Consider the following 19,079-nt stretch of genomic DNA (forward strand, 5'->3'; position numbering starts at 1 on the left):
GTAACACGCCTAGATGATCTGACCATTAGAATAGGTTTTTTTATGCAAAATTTCAACATTAATTTACCTTTTTTGTTAAATAACATTTAAAAAATATGGTTTGTTACATTTGTTTGCAAAGCTAGTGTGGGCCGACGGGAAAACCTGCAAAAGTGCAGGAATTTTCTGTGAAAATAGCTCGTTTTGGCGAAAAGCCTGCGAAAGTACAGGAATTTTTGACAAAATGGAAAGTTGAGCCCCTGTGCCGAGGAAAAGCCTGCACAATTGCAGGAATTTCGCGAAGCATGCGCATAAAGGAGCAAAAAACTGCACTTTTGCAGACTTTCTTCGCGCAGTCGGGTAGATTGGACGACTTTCGCACCGCGCACAGCTCCCAGCGCGCGGTGTCGCGCTGCATGACGGCGGCCGGTCGTCAAAACAAAACGGCAGCTGAACCCTTCGGGTTCGGACTGCCGTTTTGTTTTGGCCGCTGCGCAATCACGCGGAAGCTGCGCGCAATAGCGAGCCTGGCTCCATGTAGGCCAGGTGGTGCGCCTCGGCGACCGCTTCGTGCGTAATGCAGCCGCCGATTACATTGATTCCTTTGCGCAGAGGGGGGCTGCCCAAAGCCGCTTCATAGATACCCTTGTTCGCGATTTCCAGCGCGTACGGAAGCGTGGCGTTCGTCAACGCAAGGGTTGACGTGCGGGGAACCGAGCCCGGCATATTGGCGACCGCATAGTGCAGGACGCCGTGTTTTTCGAACACGGGTTCGTCATGCGTCGTGAGGCGGTCGATCGTTTCGAAAATGCCGCCCTGGTCAATCGCGACATCGACGATGACGGAGCCGCCGTCCATGGCGTGTACCGCGGATTCGCCGACCAGCTTGGGGGCTTTGGCTCCGGGGATGAGCACAGCTCCGACGGCCAGGTCCGACTCGGCCACGGCTGCCGCTACGGCCGAAGCGCTGGACATGATCGTATGCACGCGATGGCCGAACAGCTCATCCAGTTGGCGCAGCCGGTTCAAGTCGGTATCGAAAATCGTTACGTCCGCCCCCAGCCCCAGCGCAATGTGCGCTGCGCTTGTGCCGACGACGCCTCCTCCGACGATCGTCACTTTCCCGCGCCTGACGCCGGGTACGCCGCCGAGCAAAATTCCTTTTCCGCCGCGCGATTTCTCCAAAAACTGTGCGCCGATCTGCACGGACATGCGGCCGGCGATCTCGCTCATCGGCGTGAGCAGCGGAAGCTGCCCGCCTGCAAGCTGTACAGTTTCGTAAGCTACAGCCGTCACTTTTTGCTCGGCCAGCGCATAAGTCAGCTTAGGTTCGGCCGCCAGATGCAAATACGTGAAAAGGAGCAGATCGTCGCGAAAAAACCGGAATTCTTCGGCAAGCGGCTCCTTGACTTTCATGACCATCGGTTTGGACCACGCCTCCTCGGCGGTCGCCACGATAACGGCGCCTGCGGCGGCATACTGCTCGTCGGCGAATCCGGAACCAATCCCCGCGCAGGATTCTACAAATACTTGATGCCCATGCCGCTTAAGCTCATGTACGCCTGTCGGCGTCATCGCCACGCGGTTTTCATTGCGTTTGATTTCTTTAGGGATTCCGATTTCCATACATGCTCCCCTCCTCGCTCAAAAATAAGTACGACAAATTCCCCTCTTTTGCCATAGCACAAAGATCCCTGATAGGGGCGAAAGAAATGTATACCACTTCCATTGGACACATTGTATAATGAGAAAAACTGTTTTTCATTCATTTTGTGTTAGTTTACCTGACATAAAGGCGGTGTGTTTCATGGTACAGACATGGCTTCAACTTACTGTGCGAGACATTCTTCAACGCCCTTTGTTCCGCAAAGCGGAAGCTATCGCCGACGAAGAAGCGCTCAGCCGCACAGTCCGCTGGGTCCATATTATGGAGGTCACCCATGTCGGGCATCTGCTTAACGGCAGCGAGCTCATTTTATCGACAGGCATCGCATGGCACGACGATGAGGATTTAAGCGTCTCCTTCCTGCAGCAGCTTATTGATTGCGGCGCCTCCGGTCTGTGCATCGAGCTGGGCACGTATACCAGACAGCCGCTGGAGAAAATGAAAGAGCTTGCGAGGCGCGAGCACTTTCCCCTCATTTTTTTCCACGAAGAAGTCCGCTATATCGATATTACTCAGGATTTACACGCATATTTCATCAATCAGCATCACCGTATGGTATCCGAGCTGGAATCTTTATCCACGGAGCTCAATCAGCTGCTGCTTTCCGGCAAAGGCTTGAAGCCGCTGCTGAAGCTGCTGCATCAGACGACGGGGGCGCAGGTTGCCTTTTTCCCGCTTGGCGCGGAAGCGCACTTCATGCCGTTCATGCCGAAGCCCAAAGCGGATGCTTTTTACCAAAAATGGATCTACGGCGAAATGTTCGACGCCCCCGAAATCAAAAGCAGGCTGGCGCATCGCCCGATCCTCGCCCTCGATCATCTGTTTGCGGATTTGCTGCTTTATTCCGAACAGGAGCTCAGCGAGTTCCACGTTCTGGCGCTGGACCGTTGTGCCACGGCGGTCGCCCAGGAGATGATGCGCACGAAGTATATCGAAGAAAAAAGGCGCTACAAAGAGGATCTGTGGGTCATCGAATGGCTTGGCGGCAAGCACTCGCTGCCGAATATTCGCGAGACGATCGGCTCGATCAAACCGACCGCAAAGCTGAGCCGGCTAGCCGTATGCGTGTTCGACATCCAGGCGGATATCGCCGTTTTTAAAGACTGGGAATCTTTGCTCATCCAGAAAAATATGGTCGCCCGCGCGATTTTCGAAGCGGAAGGCATGTATTTGCTGCCGGCTCAACTTCAGGAGCAGATCGTTTTCGTCCTGCTGGATCAGCTGCAGGCTCCCGGCTTCAAGGAGCGAATGCTGAGAGCGATCCGCAGGCTGCAAAAAACCGAAGCCCGGCAGGAGCTTGCGCTGTTCTCCTCGCTTCTGGGCATCGGCAAGGTGACGACCGATTTCACCCTCGCGAAAGAGAGCTACGAAACGGCTCAGGAAACGATCCTGATCCAAAAAGACGCCGGAGCGCTGGAGGAGCCGTTCTATGACGACCTGCACGTGCACAAAATCGTGTACATGATGAAAAAGTCAGGGATGCTGCACAGCTTCATCGCAGCGTACATCGGGCCCGTCATCAGCTTTGATCAGGAAAAAAACGGCCAATTGCTGAAAACGCTCAAGATGTATTTGGCTTTGTGCGGCTCCAAGCAGGAAACGGCCAAAGAGCTGTTTGTCGCCAGGCAGACGCTCTACCACCGGCTGGACAAAATCGCGCAGCTGCTCGGCGGCGATTTCATGCAGCCGCAGAAGCGAGTCTCCATTGAGCTCGCCCTGCATGCCTATGAATACGTTCACGGCGCGATACGTTAGGAAAGCGTGCTGCGCCGCTGCCGGATCAGTACGCCGCCGAAATATTTGCGGGCCTCGGCCGTTTGCAAATGCAGCGTCGCCTGCTCGCCGCCGGGATGCTCCAGATCGAGCCAGGAACCGCTCAAATCTTCCTTGACGGCGACGATTTTAAATTGACGGGCGACAAACCCGTCAAGTTTTTGTTTTTCAAGCATGGCTAGCTCAAAATCGGACATGGGAAAAACCTCCTTAGAGTTTTGCGAAGCAAAACCGGCTTCGAAAGCGGCACAGCAGCTTGTCAAACCTGCAATGGTGAAGAAATTCCCTGCCAGTGATGAGCCGATGCAGGAATTATTCGAAGTGCGTGTATTACAGCGCAATAAAACTGTATGTTTGCAGACTGTCGAGAAATCCGCTCGTAAGAGCTGGGGCGACTCCAATAACATCGCGTGTAAAAAACCGAAAAAGCCAGACTGTCGAGAAAAACCGCTCACAAGAGCTAGTTTATCTGCTTGGCAACGCGCAGAAAGCCTGCAAAAATGCATCCTTTTGCTTCTTGATGGTCTGGTTTCGAAAAAGTCGGGCTGTTGAGAACCCTACGTGCTAGAGCCAGTCGCATAATCTGCTTGTTTGCGCGAGGAAAGCCTGCAAAAGTACAGTTTTTGCTCGGTTGATACGCTGGCCACGAAAAATTCCTGCAATGGTGCAGGTTTTTTGCCGCGAACAGGGGCTCAGGTTCATTTTCATCAAAAATTCCTGCACAATCGCAAGCTTTTCGCCAAAATGAACCATTTTTACGGAAAAAGCCTGCACTTTCGCAGGTTTTTCCGCCAAGCCGCCTTGTCTTCCCCTACTTCAATTCCGCGCCCCATACAGGAGAGAAATGAATTACGGAAGAACGGCGGTGCCCCTGCCCCTCTGATTCCTCTAAACCGTCACTTTATCAACAATCTGATTTTTGCTGGTTGTCTACGCGTTTATAGAGATTCGCCTATCCAATATACGTTTTCTCAACAGCCTGATTTTTGCAGGCTTTCTGCGCGTAGGCAAGGGGGCAGCGGCTTCAGTGAAGGCTTTTTCGATGGAACCAGCACGTTTGGCGGAAAAGCCTGCAATGGTACAGGAACTCCCCGCCGGCGATGGGCCGGAGGCCTGATCTGGCAGGAAAGTCTGCACATTCTGCGGCTTCCGTCCTTCCGTCCTCCCGCCTCGCTTACAGTTGAACGGGCTCTTTGGCCGGCGTCCCCTTCTCCGTATACGGCGTATAGTAAGCGGCGCGCTTCACGAATTGTCCTGCGCCCGGGGTGCCGGCGAACTGCTTGTTCTTGACAACGAACTCGCCCCTGGACAGCACAGATACCGGCTCCCCCGTCACCGTCATGCCTTCGAACGGATTGTAGTCGACGTTCATATGATGCGTCTCGGCCGAAATCGTCCGCTGCACGTTCGGATCGAACAGCACGATATCTGCGTCCGCGCCTACGGCGATAGTGCCTTTTTTCGGGAAAAGCCCGAACAGCTTGGCGCTGCGGGTCGACACGATATCGACGAACTGATGGATCGTGATCCGGCCTTTTGCCACACCTTCCGAATACAGCAGCGTGAACCGGTCTTCGATGATCGGGCCGCCGTTCGGGATTTTGCTGAAATCGCCGATGCCCAAATCTTTTTGTCCGTTGAAGTTGAACGAGCAGTGGTCGGAACCGAGCGTTTGCAGCTGCCCGTTTTTCAGCGCATTCCACAGCACTTCCTGATGAAATTTCTCGCGGAGCGGCGGCGACCAGACGTATTTCGCCCCTTCAAAATCGGGCTTTTCGAGAGCGGACCGGTCCAAAACCAAATACTGCGGACACGTCTCTCCCCATACGGCCAGCCCCTGGTTGCGGGCTTCCGCGATTTGCCGGACGGCTTCCTCGCAGGTAACGTGCACGACGTACAGCTGGGAATCGGCTAGCGCGGTCAGCTTGGCCGCCCGGCCCGTAGCCTCTCCCTCGATCGCCGAAGGCCGGGTCAAAGCGTGATAGATCGGCTCCGTCTGCCCGGCGTCCAGCGCCTTTTTGACCAAATATTCGATGACGTCGCCGTTTTCCGCGTGAACCATCACAAGCGCCCCGTGCTCCTTGGCTTCCAGCAGCGTGCGGAACAAGGTGCCGTCGTCGGCCTGAAACACGTTTTTGTAGGCCATGAACACTTTCAGCGATGTAATCCCTTCGTCGTGGATCATCGCCGGAAGCTCCTCCAGCACGGCATCGCTCATTTCGGCGATCATCAGATGAAAACCGTAGTCAATGACGGCTTTGCCCTGCACCTTTTGATGCCACGATTGCACGGAGTGCCGCAGCGGAACTCCTTTGTTCGTCAGACAAAAATCAATAATCGTCGTCGTACCGCCAAACGCAGCCGCCTTTGTACCTGTCTCCCAATCGTCCGCCGTAACCGTGCCGCCAAAAGGCATATCCAGATGCGTATGGGGGTCGACCCCGCCGGGAAACACATAGAGCCCTGCCGCATCGATGACCTCAGCTCCTTCCGCTTCCAATCCGATTCCCACTTTCACAATAACGCCGTTATCGATGTAGACGTCCGCCTGATAGCTGTCTGTGGCGGTGACGATCGTGCCGTTCTTAATGAGTTTGGCCATCGGCTACACAGCCTCCTTGGTCGTATTCTCTTTGTCGGTTCGCATGCCGGCTATCGCTTCCTGTCTTTCGTTCCACGTCATGGGCGCGAGCCCGGAAGGAACTTCCACCATGGTAATCGCCCCGTCTACAGGGCACACGATCGAGCACAAATTGCAGCCTACGCAGTCTTCCTCCCGGACTTGCAGGATCGGCGCACCGCTTGCATCCGTGACGCGTTCGATGCACTGGTGCGAAGTATCTTCGCAGGCGATATGGCACTTGTTGCAGTTGATACACGTCTCCGCATCGATCCGGGCGACGACTTGGTAGTTCAAGTCAAGGTTGCCCCAATCCGAATAGCGGGTTACGGTTTTGCCGACGAGCTCGGTGACGCTGGCAAGCCCTTTGCCGTCGAGGTAATTGTTCAGGCCGTCGATCATATCCTCGACGATCCGGAAGCCGTGATGCATCGCAGCGGTGCATACCTGCACGCCCGTCGCTCCCATAAGCAAAAACTCGACCGCATCCTGCCAGTTGGAAATGCCGCCGATTCCCGAGATCGGCACGCCGATAGCGGCGCCCATGGCACATTCCGCGACCATGTTCAGCGCAATCGGCTTGACGGCCGGGCCGCAGTAGCCGCCATGGGCGCCTTTGCCTCCGACGTGGGGAATCGTATTCCACGTATCCAGATCGACGCCGGCGAGCGAGTTGATCGTGTTGATCAGCGAGATCGCGTCGGCGCCTCCACGCACGGCCGCTTTGGCCGTCGCCGTAATGTCCGTAATGTTCGGCGTCAGCTTGACGATGACCGGCGTTTGCGCCGCTTCTTTGGCCCACATCGTCTGTGCTTCGACCAGATCCGGCTGCTGCCCGGAAGCGGCCCCCATTCCGCGCTCCGCCATCCCGTGCGGACAGCCAAAGTTCAGTTCGAGCCCGTCAACGCCGACGGCTTCCACTTTTTTGACAATTTCATGCCATTTCTCGCGCTTCGGCTCCACCATCAGGGAAGCGACTACGGCATGGTTCGGGAACCGCTTTTTCGTCTCGTAAATTTCTTTCAGATTGACCTCCAGCGGCCGGTCGGTGATCAGTTCGATATTGTTGAAGCCCGCTACCCGCATGCCGTTAAAATGCACCGCCGCAAAGCGCGAAGAAGTGTTGATGATCGGGTCCCCCAGCGTCTTCCATACCGCCCCGCCCCATCCGGCTTCAAAAGCGCGCTGCACCTGGTAGCCCGTGTTCGTCGGCGGCGCGGAGGCCAGCCAAAAAGGATTCGGGGATGAAATGCCTGCCAAATTAATACGTAAATCAGCCATTAGAGATCCCTCCTGTTCCGATTGATAAAATGAATAAGCCTGGCGCCCAAACAGCGAACCAGCGCTCTTACGCCGTTTCGTGGCGAAGCTTGATCAGCTTGTTGTAAATGGCAAAGGCGGCCTGCTTGCCTTGCTGTGCAGCGCTCACGACCATCGCTTCCCCTTGCCCGTCGCCGAACGTCACATCTCCGGCGGCAAAAATGCGCGGATCGGACGTTTCGCCCGTCTGCGGATTCACCTTAACCGTACCGCGGTAATGCTCCAGGCCGAACTCCTCGATAAGCGAGACATGCTTCGTCTGTCCGATCGCTTTGATGACGGCATCGGCTTCGATCACAAAGTCGGAGCCTTCCACCGGAACCGGGCGTTTGCGCCCTGTGCCGCCCTCGGTTTCCTCCAGCCGCATACGGACGCATTCGATGCCGGTCACTTCTCCGCGTTCGTTGCCGATGATCCGTTTCGGAGCGGTCAGCCATTGGAAACGGACGCCGTCCTGCTTGGCGAATTCGAACTCGAAGTCGTAAGCGGTCATCTCTTCCTGCGTGCGCCTGTATACAATCTGCACCTGTTCCGCACCCATGCGCACGGAACACGTTGCGGCATCGATGGCCGTATTTCCGGCGCCGATGACGGCTACGCGCTTGCCGGCCATGCGGCCGTCGATGTCCGTCTTCGTCGATTCGACGAACTCGATGGCGTCATGCACGCCTGCGAGCCGCTCGCCTTCGATGCCGAGCATCGGAACTTTCGACATGCCTGCGGCCAGCACGACCGCGTCATAGTCCCGCAGCAGCTCCTCGGGGCGAATATCCCGGCCGACGACCGTATTCATGCGGAATTCGACGCCGAGCTTCCGCACCTGTTCCACTTCCCACAGCGCCACATCCTGCGGCAGCCGGAACGATACGATGCCGTACGTATTCAGGCCGCCCGCCTGCGGCTTGGCGTCGAACACCGTAACGGCAAAACCGAACCGCGCCAGCTCGCGCGCCGCAGACAATCCCGCCGGCCCGGCGCCGATCACGGCAACGGCTTTGCCGTTCGGCAGACCCGGCTGGAACAGGTTCTGCTCGTTACGCATCGCCCAATCGGTCGCATACCGCTGAAGATCGCCGATCAGGATCGGCTTGGACGAGCGGTTCAGCACGCATGCGCCTTCGCACAGCTCTTCAGTCGGGCAGACGCGCGAGCAGCTCGCTCCGACCGGGTTGGCCTCCATAATCGTGCGCGCCGAGCCTTTCATATTGCCGGAGGCGATCTTTTTAATGAAGGACGGAATATCGATGCCCGTAGGACAGGCGTTCACGCACGGGGCGTCATAGCAGTACAGGCAGCGGTTGGATTCCTCGATCGCTTCCTTCGGCCGCATGCCGGCCTTCACTTCGGCGAAATTTCGTTTCAACTGTTCGATGGAAATAAATGTGCTGCTCATAGATAGCCTCCTCCCGTTACAAGCTGACGATTTGATCGTAAGTTTCCGGCCTGCGGTCGCGGTAAAACTGCCACACATTGCGCACTTCGCGGATCAGCTCTTTGTTCATCTCGCCGATGACAACCTCGTCGCTGTCTCTGCTGCCGATGGCTACAATCGTGCCCCGCGGATCGACCAAATACGATTGGCCGTAAAATTCGCCCATATTCCACGGGGCTTCCACGCCGACGCGGTTGATGGCGGCCACGTAATAGCCGTTGGCGACGGCATGGGCCGGCTGTTCCAGCTTCCATAAATATTCCGACGTTCCGGCGACGGTAGCCGACGGATTAAACACGATTTCCGCGCCGTTCAGCCCAAGTGCCCGGGCTCCTTCCGGAAAATGCCTGTCATAGCAAATGTATACGCCGACCTTGGCATAAGCCGTATCGAAAATGGGATAGCCCAGGTTGCCCGGCTTAAAGTAATATTTTTCCCAAAAGCCGCAGGAACCGCCGCCGGCGGCAACGTGCGGAATGTGGTGCTTGCGGTATTTGCCCAAATACGCGCCGTCCGCATCGATTACGGCCGCCGTGTTGTAGTAAGTCGCGATCCCTTCTCTTTCATAGATCGGGAGGACGATGACGACGCCAAGCTCTTTGGCCAGTTCCTGAAACAGCTTCGTCGTCGGGCCGTTCGGAATTTCCTCGGCGGCATCATACCATTTGGTCGTCTGCTCCGAGCAAAAGTACGGCCCGTAAAAGATTTCCTGCAGCGAGACGATTTGCGCGCCCTGCTGCGCCGCATCCCGGATCAGCCGGATATGCTTCTCAATCGCCCGGCTCTTGTGGACTTCAACCGGCTCATCGCCGTGAACGTCATTGGCCGCCTGAATAAGCCCGATTTTCACGATACTCACGTTTATTGCCCTCCTTTGGCGGAACAAATTTGCAGTGCCGCCCGGTACAGCAGTTCCGCGCCCAGCGCGATATCTTCCCCGGCGGCAAACTCCTCGGGGTTATGGCTGATCCCCTGCTTGCAGCGGACGAAAATCATGCCGTAATCGCATACGTGCGACATCGTCAGCGAATCGTGAAACGGCCCGCTCATCAGCTCCGGCGGAGCCAGGCCCATGGCGGCCGCCTCCTGCCGCAGCGTTCGCTTAATCCAGTCGGCGCAGTAGCGCGGCTCGCTGTTCGTATCCTCGCGGATCGTGTAGGTGAGCCCGTGCTCCTGTGCGGCATGTTCGATCACGCTGAGCAGCTCGGATTCCAGCGCGTTGCGGCGCTGCAGGTCGATATCGCGAAGATCGACGGTGAAGGACACCTTCTCCGGGATGATGTTGCGCGAATCCGGAAACACCGTGAGCGAGCCGACCGTGCCGACCGTCGGCGCTCCCGGCTCCCGCTGCGCCAGCTCGTTCAGCGCTATGATCACTTTCGCGCAGCCGACCAGCGCATCCCGGCGCAGCGGCATCGGCACCGATCCCGCGTGTCCGGCGAAGCCGGTCATCTCCACCGTCAGCCACAAGGGACCGGAGATGCCGCTGACGATCCCGATCGGCGCTTCCAGCGCTTCCAGCACAGGGCCCTGCTCGATGTGCAGCTCCAAAAAAGCGCCGATCCGGCCGTCTTGAAACCGGTAATCCGCAAATCCCGCCGGATCGCAGCCGAATTCGGCCAACGCCTGCCTGCGGGTCACGCCGTTTTTATCCGTTCGCTCCAGCTCTCCTTCTTCAAGCCTCCCGGTCATTCCCCGGACGCCGAACAAGCCTTTGTTGAACCGGCAGCCCTCCTCGTCACAAAAAGCAACGACTTCAATCGTGCATGCCGGCACAATGCCTTCCTCCGCCATCGTTTGCACGGCTTCAATAGCGCCAAGCACGCCGATTACGCCGTCATACCGGCCGCCGTAAGGCTGCGAATCGATGTGCGAGCCGAGCATCAGCACGGGAGCCGCCGGATCGCTGCCCTGCTTGACCCCGATCAAATTGGCGAACGGGTCGATCGACGCGCTCATGCCCGCTTCTTCCATCCACGATTTGACCAGTTCCACGGCCTCCCGGTCTTCCCGGGACAGCGCCAGCCTGCATACGCCGGTATCGCCGATGCGCCCGATTTGGGCCAGCTCCGCAATACGCCGCTGCAGCCTCGAAGCATTCATACGAAGAGCGGGTGTCGTCTTCATATGGCATCATCCTTTCTCCCGATTGGCATCAAATACGTCAAGCAGCGTGCTTATGATGAATGCAAGATCGTCATCGGTCGTCGTAAACGGCGGGCTTAACGTCAAAATGTTCGCATAACCCGGAACCGTATCGCCGTTTTTTCCGATCAGCAGCCCCTTCTGCTTGCAGCCGTTCAAAATCGCCGCCACCCGTTCGGGCGAAGCCGGCGTCTTCGAGCTTCGATCCTCCACCAGCTCGATGCCGAGCGCGGAGCCGAATGCGCGGATCTCCCCGACATTCGGATGGCCGAGCAGCGGTGCGAGGCCGGTCTTCAGCTTGCCGCCGATATAGGCGGAACGGGCGACGAGATTTTCCCGCTCCATAATCTCCAGGTTTTTCAGCGCAACGGCGCAGGACACCGGATTGCCGCCGAACGTATTCACGTGCCGGAAGTGGCTGTCCGCCTGCTTATCCTGAAAAGGAGCGTACAATTCCGCGGCAACCGCCGTCGCCGACAGCGGAGAATACGCGCTTGTCAGCCCTTTGGCCATCGTGACGATATCCGGCTTGACCCCGTAATTGTGATGGCCGAACTTTTCGCCCGATCTGCCGAAGCCGCAAATGACTTCATCGACGATCAGCAGAACGTCGTAGCGGTCGCAAATGCGGCGCACTTCCGGCAAATAGTCATCCGGAGGGACGATCATCCCCCCACCGGTGATGACGGGCTCCAAAATGACGCCCGCCACGGAATCGGGCCCTTCCCACCGGATCGCGTCTTCGTAGGCTTTGGCGCATTCCAGCTTGCAGGAGCCCGGGGCTTGCCCGAACGGGCAGCGGTAGCAGTAGGGCGGCGGAACGTGCTGGAAGCCGACGCCGAGCGGCTCGTACTTCAGCTTGCGCTGCGCTTGGCCCGTCGCCCCGAGCGCCCCCATCGAATTGCCGTGATAGGCGCGGTGCCGGGAAATAAATTTGTGCTTGGTCGGATTGCCGTTTTGATGATGATATTGTCTGGCGATTTTAAAAGCGACCTCATTCGCGTCCGAACCCGAGTTGGAAAAAAAGATCCGGTATTCCGCGTCCAGCCATTCGTTCAGCTTCGCAGCAAGCTCAATCGCCTGCACATGGGACTGGACTAGCGTGGCGTAGGCGATTTTGGTCATTTGCCCTGCAGCCGTCTCGGCTATTTCCGCTCTCCCGTGCCCGACGTTGACGCACCACAGCCCCGACATGCCGTCCAAATAGCGGTTGCCCTCGATGTCCGTAATCCAGCTGCCTTCGCCGGATTCGACAATCATCGGATTGTCGTTATGGGGAGACATGTGGTGCCATACATATTTGCGGTCTTTGTCCAGCAGTTCGTCTTTGACAGCCGCATCCTTCACTTGATTGACGTTCATCTCGTTCTCCCCTCTCTGCCTCTACCTCTGCCTACTTGGCGGCGCCTTCCAGAACCGTTTTGTCGATGGAAGCCGCCAAATCGGCCGGTTTTTTGATCAATCCGTACTTTAATGCGATATCTGCCGTCCGTTTTACGGATTCGTCGACGAACGCGCCGACCTGCTCATCCTTGAAACCTTCCGGCTTCACGAGCTTTGCCATCTCTTTGAGCATCGTCACTTGGTGCTGCTTCGTCGTGCTGCCCTGCGTCACGCTTTTCATCACGATGTCGACCGCTTCGTCCTGGTGATCGATCGCGTATTTCCAGCCTTTCAATGTGGCCCGCACCGCTTTGACGGCGAGATCATGGTTTTTGTCCGTCCAATCCTTCTTGGCGATCAGCGTATCCTCCAGCATGGCAACGCCCGCATCGTCAAAGTTGAATACGTTCAGATCGGATTCTTTCACGCCGCTTTCCAGAACGACATAGTACTCGTTATAAATCGTAGCCGTCGCCACGTCGAGCTGATCATTGAAAAATTGGTCCATCGTAAAGCCCTGCTTGACGAGCTGAATATCTTTTTTCGGGTCCAATCCGTTCTTCTCCATAAAAGCAAGCACCTGGAACTGCTGGCTGCCCATCCATGTGCCGACTTTTTTGCCTTTCATTTTGGCCGGGGCATCGATGCCTGTGGCCTTTTTGGCGAGCAGCCGGTAGGAGCTTTTTTGCGTGATTTGCGCCAATGACACGAGCGGCAAGCCGTTATCGCGGTTCACGAGGAGGCTGTCGAAGCTCGACACGCCAAGATCCGCAGCGCCGTTCACGACCTGCTGTTCGATGACGACGTCAGGTCCGCCGGGGATGATTTCCACATCGAGGCCTTCATCTTTGTAAAAGCCTTTCTCTTTGGCTGCGTAAATGCCGGCAAATTGCGCTTGCGGCACCCATTTCAGCTGAATTTTCACTTTTTTCAGCGGTCCGGAGGACGGCGCTTGCGCGGACGGCGACGATCCTGCAGCGGCAGGAGCCGGGGCCGCCGGCGAGGCAGCCGGACCGGAAGCGCAGGCGGACATGATCACAAGCGCGGACGATATGCAGCTCAGCAGGGCAAAGCGGACAGCAGATACTCCCTTCAACATTCAGACCAACCCTCTCCGAAAATAATGTTCTTTTCTAGGAAGTCCGGTCCTGAGCGGACCATGGAACGGACAGTTTTTCAATGAGCTGCACGATGTTGTAAAGGGCGATGCCGAGCGCGGCGGCTATTGCGATGCAGGCCCAGGCAAGCGGCATGTTGGCCAGCCTGATTTGATCGGATAGCAAATAACCGAGCCCCCTGGACGAGATGAAAAACTCGCCGACGATCGCCCCGATAATGCCGGTCGACATGTTGATCTTGAGGGCGGCGAACATGGACGGGAGCGCTTTGGGAAGCCTCAGCTTAAAAAAAGTTTGCCGCTTCCCGGCCGCATAGGACTCCATCAGCTCCAAATACGCCGGATCGATGGATCGAAATCCTTTGTACGCGCTGACCGCCATCGTCGCCATCGTCATGACGGACACGATCCCGATGCGCGAAGCGATGCCGTCGCCCAGCCAGTTGTTCATGATCGGCGCGAGCGCCACGATGGGCAGTGCGTTCAGCGAAGCCATGATCGAGACGGCGCCTTTCCCCGCATTCGGATAAAAGGACGCGGCCACGGCCGCCAGCCACCCGAGGAAAGAGCCGATCAGGCAGCCTCCGACCATTTCGATGCCGCTGTAGAGCGCATAGAGCGCTAAAGTATCGCTGTTGTCCCGGATTGCGGCGGCAATGTCGTACGGTATTGGCAGCTGGTACCTCTCCAGATGAAACAGCTTATGAAACGCCTCCGTCTGCCACAGGACGAGGAACAAAACGCCGAACGCGGAAGGAAGCAGCTTCGCCGGCCAGGAACGAGCTTTTGCCGCAGCGGCCGGCTTCGGGCGTTTGAGTTTGAGCGGGGCTTCCGCCGGCTTCGCGGGACTGGTCTGCTCCGCACCGATCGCCATCTCCTTCATAGGCCATCCCTCCCCGCTTGCCGAAATTCGGGCTGCCATGGCGTCAACAGCCGTTCCGCCAACAAAAGCGCCAGAAAAGATGCGAATCCGATTGCCATGCTGACCAGCACCGTACTCCAAAACATATAGACTTGCGCTGTGCCGTAATATAGTGAGCTGACCATCAATACGCCTATGCCGTCGGGCGCGCCCATCAACTCGACGATGATCGAGGCCGTAATCGCCAGCGGCGCAGCCAGCTTCAGGCCTGCAAATACGCCCGGCAGCGCAGCGGGGAGCTTCAGCTTCATATAGCTTTGCCATGGACTAGCGGCATAGGAGCGCATGAGCTCCAGATGCTCGGACGAAACGCTTTTCAAACCGCGCAGCGTATGAATCGTGACCGGAAAGAATGTAACGTATCCTGACATGACGATCCGGGAAATGCCCGGATCATGAAGGATGCCGTAGACGATGGGAGCAAGGCCGATGATCGGCACCATTTGCGAAGCGACCATGTAGGGTGACAGCGTATTTTCGACCGTTTTGGAAAGGCTCATGGCGATTGCCAATCCGCTTCCGGCAACAGAGCCGATGAGAAAGCCGAGCATGGAGTTGCCGAAGGTGATCGCCCCTTGCTCCGTCAGAGCCGGCAGATTCGCAGTCATCGACAGCACGATTTGGTGAAGGTAAGGCAGTTTCGAATCGGGGGACTTGAGCGGAATGCCATGATGCAGAAGCCATGCGAGCGCCTCCCACAAAATGATCAAGGCTGCGGCCCAGACGGCGATTGACGTCCCTTGGCTCCATGTTCTAAATAATTTGCTCGTCAAGGGATTCACGCTCCTTGTAGAAGCAGTTCCGAACGGCGGCCGTCCACGCGTGGAACGTCTCCGATTCGCGGATCAGAGCCGTCCTGCTGCCGCCGAGCGGGATATCGAAAATGGAATGGACGCGGCCCGGATGCGGGGACAACACAATGACTCTGTCGGACAAAAACACGGCTTCCGGAATGCTGTGGGTGACAAAAACGATCGTTTTGTTCGTCTTCTTCTTGATTTCAAGCAGCTCCAGCTGAAGCTTTTCTTTCGTAAACTCGTCGAGCGCAGAGAACGGCTCATCCATGAACAGGATCGGCGGGTCCAGCGAGAGCGCTCTGGCTATGGCGACCCGCTGCTGCATGCCCCCGCTCAGCTGCCAAGGGTAATGCTCCTTAAACTTGGTCAGTCCGACAATGTCGAGCAGCCCGTCGACGATGCCGGCCGCTTCGCGCTTCGTCTGGCCGAGCACTTCGAGCGGAAGCTCGATGTTCTCCCTGACGGTCCGCCATTCAAACAATGTGGGGCTTTGAAAAACGATGCCGAACTTACGGCGGAGACGAATTTCTCTCGGATGCTCCTTCCGGACGGAGATGGTTCCGCCTGTCGGCTGCAGCAGGTCGGCCATCAGCCTGAGCAGCGTCGATTTGCCGCAGCCCGACGGACCGAGCAGGGAGACGAATTCATTGTGATACACCTCGAAGCTGGTGTCTTGAAGCGCGGTCACTTGACGCCCCTTTTTGCCAAAAACCATCGAAACGCCGTCCACCGAAATCTCCACTTTTTTGCCGAAACCGTCTGATTGCATGAAGCCCCTCCTCATCCACTTTCAAATGTGAATTCACGGTCAACTTCAATTACTATATATGTTATATTATATAACATAATTACAAAATGACATTATACAAAGTGTTTCGAAATCAGTTGCTCCACTTTACATTCTGTAACATGGTGTGAGAAGTAAAAAAAAGAAAACGAAGTCCTGAAGGGTGAGCAGATTTTTTTGCATAATTTTTGTTATGTAAACTATATTGGCGTAACCGGGAACCTTCGCTTCACTTTCGTTCTTGATGGCCGTCTGTATAAGGATAGGAACATTGGGCAGACGCCTTCGAGCTCCGGCAGCATGATGTCGAGAATGTGATTGCCCTATACATGATATTTCCGATACATTAAAATTAAAGAGACAAACAGAATCTGCCAGAACGCCGCATAAGTTTCCGCACCTTGTTGGGACAAGCGGAAGGCTTCCCTTTTCGTCCAAGCAAAAGTATGACTTTGGCGCCACATGCGGCGCAACCGTTTTGCAATCGGCTTAAGCAGTTACAACGCACAAAACCTGCGAAAGTGCAGGCTTTTTCCGTAATCATGGGTCATTTTGGCAAAAAGCCTGCGATTGTGCAGGAATTTTCGATAAAAATGAGTCTAAGCCCATGTTCGCGACGAAAAGCCTGCACTTTTGCAGGAATAATTCCGCAGCCAGCGTATCAACGGGTAAAAAGATGCACTTTTGCAGGCTTTCTTCGCGGGCCAGGCAGATGTAGATGAAGTGATGGCTCTGGCGTGCGAATTGCCGTTGGCTCTGGCGTGCGAATTGCTGGTGGCTCTAGCGCGCGAATTGCCGTTGGCTCTAGCGTGTGGGTTTCTGGGCAGCTGTCTGACTTTTGCGGGTTTTTAGCGCAGCATGATACGTTAGTTCCGGCAGACGACTTGTACTACGTACCGTTCTATCAACCTTTGCAGTTGGCTTACGTTACTATGATTATTGGAGGTTTATTCGATGATCCCATCCGAAGTTTTAGCCGTTCCAGGCTCCGAGCCGCAAGTGCCTTTCCTTGTATCCGCCTCCTACCCCATCCGCCCCGGCAATGCGGTGCGGCCGCTTGTGGATAGCGCCCCCACCTTCCGGCGTATTTGCGAAGCGATCGATGCCGCGCGGCACAGCGTCTGGCTTGCGGTCACTTTCCTGGCGCCGGATTTCCAAATGCCGGACGGCCGGGGCACGATCTTCGATGTGCTGGACCGCGCGGTTGAGCGGGGCTTGGATGTGCGGATCATTTTCTGGCGTCCCAATCCGGAAAGCAGTGGCTACGGCCAAGCATTTGCCGGATCGCACGCCGACTTTGAACTGCTCGGCGCACGCGGTTCGCGTTTCCGCGCACGTTGGGATCGTGCTTACGGCTACTACTGCCAACACCAAAAAATTTGGCTTATCGATGCAGGCGAACCGTCCGAAACGGCATTTGTCGGCGGGATTAATCCGACTTTCAAGGCTTTTGAACCCGGCCACGCGGGAGAAGGCCACCGCCACGATGTCTATGTCGAAGTGACCGGACCGTCCGCAACCGACGTGCATCACAATTTCGTCCAGAGGTGGAACGAGGCCAGCGAAAAAACGGCGGAAAACGGCGTATGGGGCCATGACGGCGACGACGAACTGCCCTTTCCGGTGCGCGTCACCGAGCCGCGGGGCGATAGCCTCGTGCAGATCCAAAGGAACGTGTACGCCGGCCGCTACAGCAATAGCCACCCGACTCCCGGGGGTTCTTCCTTCGATATTGCCGCTGGCGAGCGTTCCGTTTTGGAGCAGTACAAACAGGCGATCGATGCCGCGCGACGCTCGATCTATATCGAAAATCAGGCGCTCCCGGTACCGGAAATAGCGGCCAGGCTTGAGGACGCCCTGAAACGCGGCGTCGATGTCGTTCTCCTCGTTCCGGCCGAACCCGAGGAATACGTGCGCGCAGCCCGCCGGAACCCGGACCGCAAGGGCTTTTTCGATCACATCGAAGCGCTCGGCCGATACGGCAATTTTACGCTTGTCGGCATTGCCGGTCCAACTGCTCAAGGCGGACGCAGCGATATATATGTACATGCGAAAATCATGCTTGTAGACGACACGTGGGCGACAATCGGGTCCTGCAATCTCCACTCGAATTCACTATTCGGCCATACGGAGATGAACGCAGCGATATGGGATGCAAAAGTGGTGCGCGCACTGCGCCGTCAACTTCTGTCCGAGCACCTGGGGCAGGACACCGTGCAGTTGGACGACCGCGAAGCCCTTCGGCTCTACCGCAACGTCGCCGGTGAAAACCGCCTTAGAAAAGCGTGCGGAGACTTCGACTGGCAAGGTCTTGCATATAGCCTGGACCCGGCGACTTACGGTGAATAGCGGCAATCTACAGGCTAGACGGCAGTTCCGCGCTTACAGAGCTTTTTCATTTTGAACCAAGCTAAGCTGCTAGCCTAAATCCAAAGGACCTCACTCTCCACTTGGCAGTGGAATTTGAGGTCCTTTTGCTCGATTTTCGCGCCGTTCTCATACTATGCGAGCTTTTTTGGGACAGTTCCTTCTTTCGTTTTGGGATGTATTTTGCGTCGCAATAATTAGCTAAGTTGATGCCGAACCGGTTCGTGCGCGGATGCAACTGGGACAAGACGGTGCTGCCGGCCAAACAGCTCGCAGCCTACGCAAGTTGATATGGCGTTTCGAGGTTGGACAAGGTACAAGCTACAAATAAAGTCACCGATTTAGTTGTTACCAAAGTAACGCAGCTTAGTGAGCTGTGCGGCCATCTGGAACGCATCGATCAGCGGATGAAGGCGCAGCACGAAGGTACCTCCTTTGGGAGTAGTTGGCGATCCGGCGGCTGAACAAACTCCTTTGTCTGCTCCTCACTGTACCCGAGCCACTTCGCGCCGAGGATGGCGCTATTACTCCAGCTTCCCTCCAGCCGCAATTCATGCAATTCTTTCGCATTTATCCTCTCATTTGCTTCTTCGTCCTTGTATTGTAATTACAATGATTTCTATAGTACTTGCTATTATTAATACGATCAATCCGCACGTAAAAATTGGTTCCACTAAACAGTTTTATCTAATCAAAGAAGTGCATAGAAAATTAAGTGGCGAGGAACACAGAGGTTATTGGTAAGTGAAGATAGAAAAGGCTACTCCTCCA

The 19,079-nt window shown here is 56.3% G+C and carries 16 protein-coding genes; 3 read left to right on the plus strand and 13 right to left on the minus strand.

The window, feature by feature from the left end; all coding sequences use genetic code 11:
• Window positions 1–477 precede the first annotated feature (477 nt).
• The gene (ald, locus tag AC3G2T_RS36235) at window positions 478–1,605 is read right to left on the minus strand and encodes an alanine dehydrogenase (RefSeq protein ID WP_474680917.1); all 1,128 of its coding nucleotides are present in this window, start codon (window positions 1,603–1,605) and stop codon (window positions 478–480) included.
• 181 nt (window positions 1,606–1,786) lie between these two features.
• Here ald and AC3G2T_RS36240 point away from each other — a divergent pair, with 181 nt between their 5' ends.
• The gene (locus tag AC3G2T_RS36240) at window positions 1,787–3,400 is read left to right on the plus strand and encodes a PucR family transcriptional regulator (protein ID WP_474680916.1); all 1,614 of its coding nucleotides are present in this window, start codon (window positions 1,787–1,789) and stop codon (window positions 3,398–3,400) included.
• Here the strand turns inward: AC3G2T_RS36240 and AC3G2T_RS36245 are convergent.
• Complete coding sequence (locus tag AC3G2T_RS36245) at window positions 3,397–3,615, minus strand: hypothetical protein (protein WP_474680915.1); 219 nt, start codon at window positions 3,613–3,615, stop codon at window positions 3,397–3,399. The two genes, AC3G2T_RS36240 and AC3G2T_RS36245, sit on opposite strands and share 4 nt — an antisense overlap.
• On the opposite strand from AC3G2T_RS36245, the gene AC3G2T_RS36250 reads away from it, so the two are divergent.
• Window positions 3,614–3,970: a hypothetical protein gene (locus AC3G2T_RS36250; RefSeq protein ID WP_474680914.1), complete on the plus strand. Its 357-nt coding sequence runs from the start codon at window positions 3,614–3,616 to the stop codon at window positions 3,968–3,970. The two genes, AC3G2T_RS36245 and AC3G2T_RS36250, sit on opposite strands and share 2 nt — an antisense overlap.
• A 12-nt stretch (window positions 3,971–3,982) precedes the next feature.
• Here the strand turns inward: AC3G2T_RS36250 and AC3G2T_RS36255 are convergent, their stop codons facing one another.
• The 11 genes from AC3G2T_RS36255 to AC3G2T_RS36305 all read right to left on the minus strand — a co-directional run bounded on the left by AC3G2T_RS36255 (window position 3,983) and on the right by AC3G2T_RS36305 (window position 15,923).
• Complete coding sequence (locus tag AC3G2T_RS36255) at window positions 3,983–4,213, minus strand: hypothetical protein (protein ID WP_474680913.1); 231 nt, start codon at window positions 4,211–4,213, stop codon at window positions 3,983–3,985.
• 379 nt (window positions 4,214–4,592) lie between these two features.
• On the minus strand, window positions 4,593–6,020 hold the full coding sequence (gene hydA / locus AC3G2T_RS36260; RefSeq protein ID WP_474680912.1) for a dihydropyrimidinase: 1,428 nt from the start codon (window positions 6,018–6,020) through the stop codon (window positions 4,593–4,595).
• A 3-nt stretch (window positions 6,021–6,023) separates the two neighbouring features.
• Window positions 6,024–7,319 carry an NAD-dependent dihydropyrimidine dehydrogenase subunit PreA gene (preA, locus tag AC3G2T_RS36265; RefSeq protein WP_474680911.1) on the minus strand — a complete coding sequence of 432 codons (1,296 nt, stop codon included), beginning with the start codon at window positions 7,317–7,319 and terminating at the stop codon, window positions 6,024–6,026.
• 67 nt (window positions 7,320–7,386) lie between these two features.
• A complete protein-coding gene (locus tag AC3G2T_RS36270; protein ID WP_474680910.1) occupies window positions 7,387–8,751 on the minus strand; it encodes an NAD(P)-dependent oxidoreductase in 1,365 nt (454 codons plus the stop codon).
• 16 nt (window positions 8,752–8,767) lie between these two features.
• Complete coding sequence (locus AC3G2T_RS36275; protein ID WP_488438486.1) at window positions 8,768–9,649, minus strand: nitrilase-related carbon-nitrogen hydrolase; 882 nt, start codon at window positions 9,647–9,649, stop codon at window positions 8,768–8,770.
• 2 nt (window positions 9,650–9,651) lie between these two features.
• Window positions 9,652–10,917, minus strand: a complete 1,266-nt coding sequence (locus tag AC3G2T_RS36280) for a M20 family metallo-hydrolase (protein WP_488438487.1) — start codon at window positions 10,915–10,917, stop codon at window positions 9,652–9,654.
• A 6-nt stretch (window positions 10,918–10,923) separates the two neighbouring features.
• Window positions 10,924–12,297 carry an aminotransferase gene (locus AC3G2T_RS36285; protein ID WP_488438488.1) on the minus strand — a complete coding sequence of 458 codons (1,374 nt, stop codon included), beginning with the start codon at window positions 12,295–12,297 and terminating at the stop codon, window positions 10,924–10,926.
• Between the two features lie 31 nt (window positions 12,298–12,328).
• Window positions 12,329–13,417: an ABC transporter substrate-binding protein gene (locus AC3G2T_RS36290; RefSeq protein WP_488438489.1), complete on the minus strand. Its 1,089-nt coding sequence runs from the start codon at window positions 13,415–13,417 to the stop codon at window positions 12,329–12,331.
• A 34-nt stretch (window positions 13,418–13,451) separates the two neighbouring features.
• Window positions 13,452–14,318, minus strand: coding sequence for an ABC transporter permease (locus AC3G2T_RS36295; RefSeq protein ID WP_488438490.1), 867 nt, complete (start codon window positions 14,316–14,318; stop codon window positions 13,452–13,454).
• Entirely contained in the window at window positions 14,315–15,130 is an 816-nt protein-coding gene (locus AC3G2T_RS36300; RefSeq protein ID WP_488438491.1) for an ABC transporter permease, read from the minus strand. Before AC3G2T_RS36300 ends, AC3G2T_RS36295 begins: the two co-directional genes overlap by 4 nt.
• Window positions 15,111–15,923 carry an ABC transporter ATP-binding protein gene (locus AC3G2T_RS36305; protein WP_488438492.1) on the minus strand — a complete coding sequence of 271 codons (813 nt, stop codon included), beginning with the start codon at window positions 15,921–15,923 and terminating at the stop codon, window positions 15,111–15,113. Before AC3G2T_RS36305 ends, AC3G2T_RS36300 begins: the two co-directional genes overlap by 20 nt.
• A gap of 972 nt (window positions 15,924–16,895) precedes the next feature.
• On the opposite strand from AC3G2T_RS36305, the gene AC3G2T_RS36310 reads away from it, so the two are divergent.
• Window positions 16,896–18,290: a phospholipase D-like domain-containing protein gene (locus tag AC3G2T_RS36310; protein WP_488438493.1), complete on the plus strand. Its 1,395-nt coding sequence runs from the start codon at window positions 16,896–16,898 to the stop codon at window positions 18,288–18,290.
• The last annotated feature ends 789 nt before the right edge of the window (window positions 18,291–19,079 follow it).

Source organism: Paenibacillus sp. sgz302191 (genome assembly GCF_057749925.1).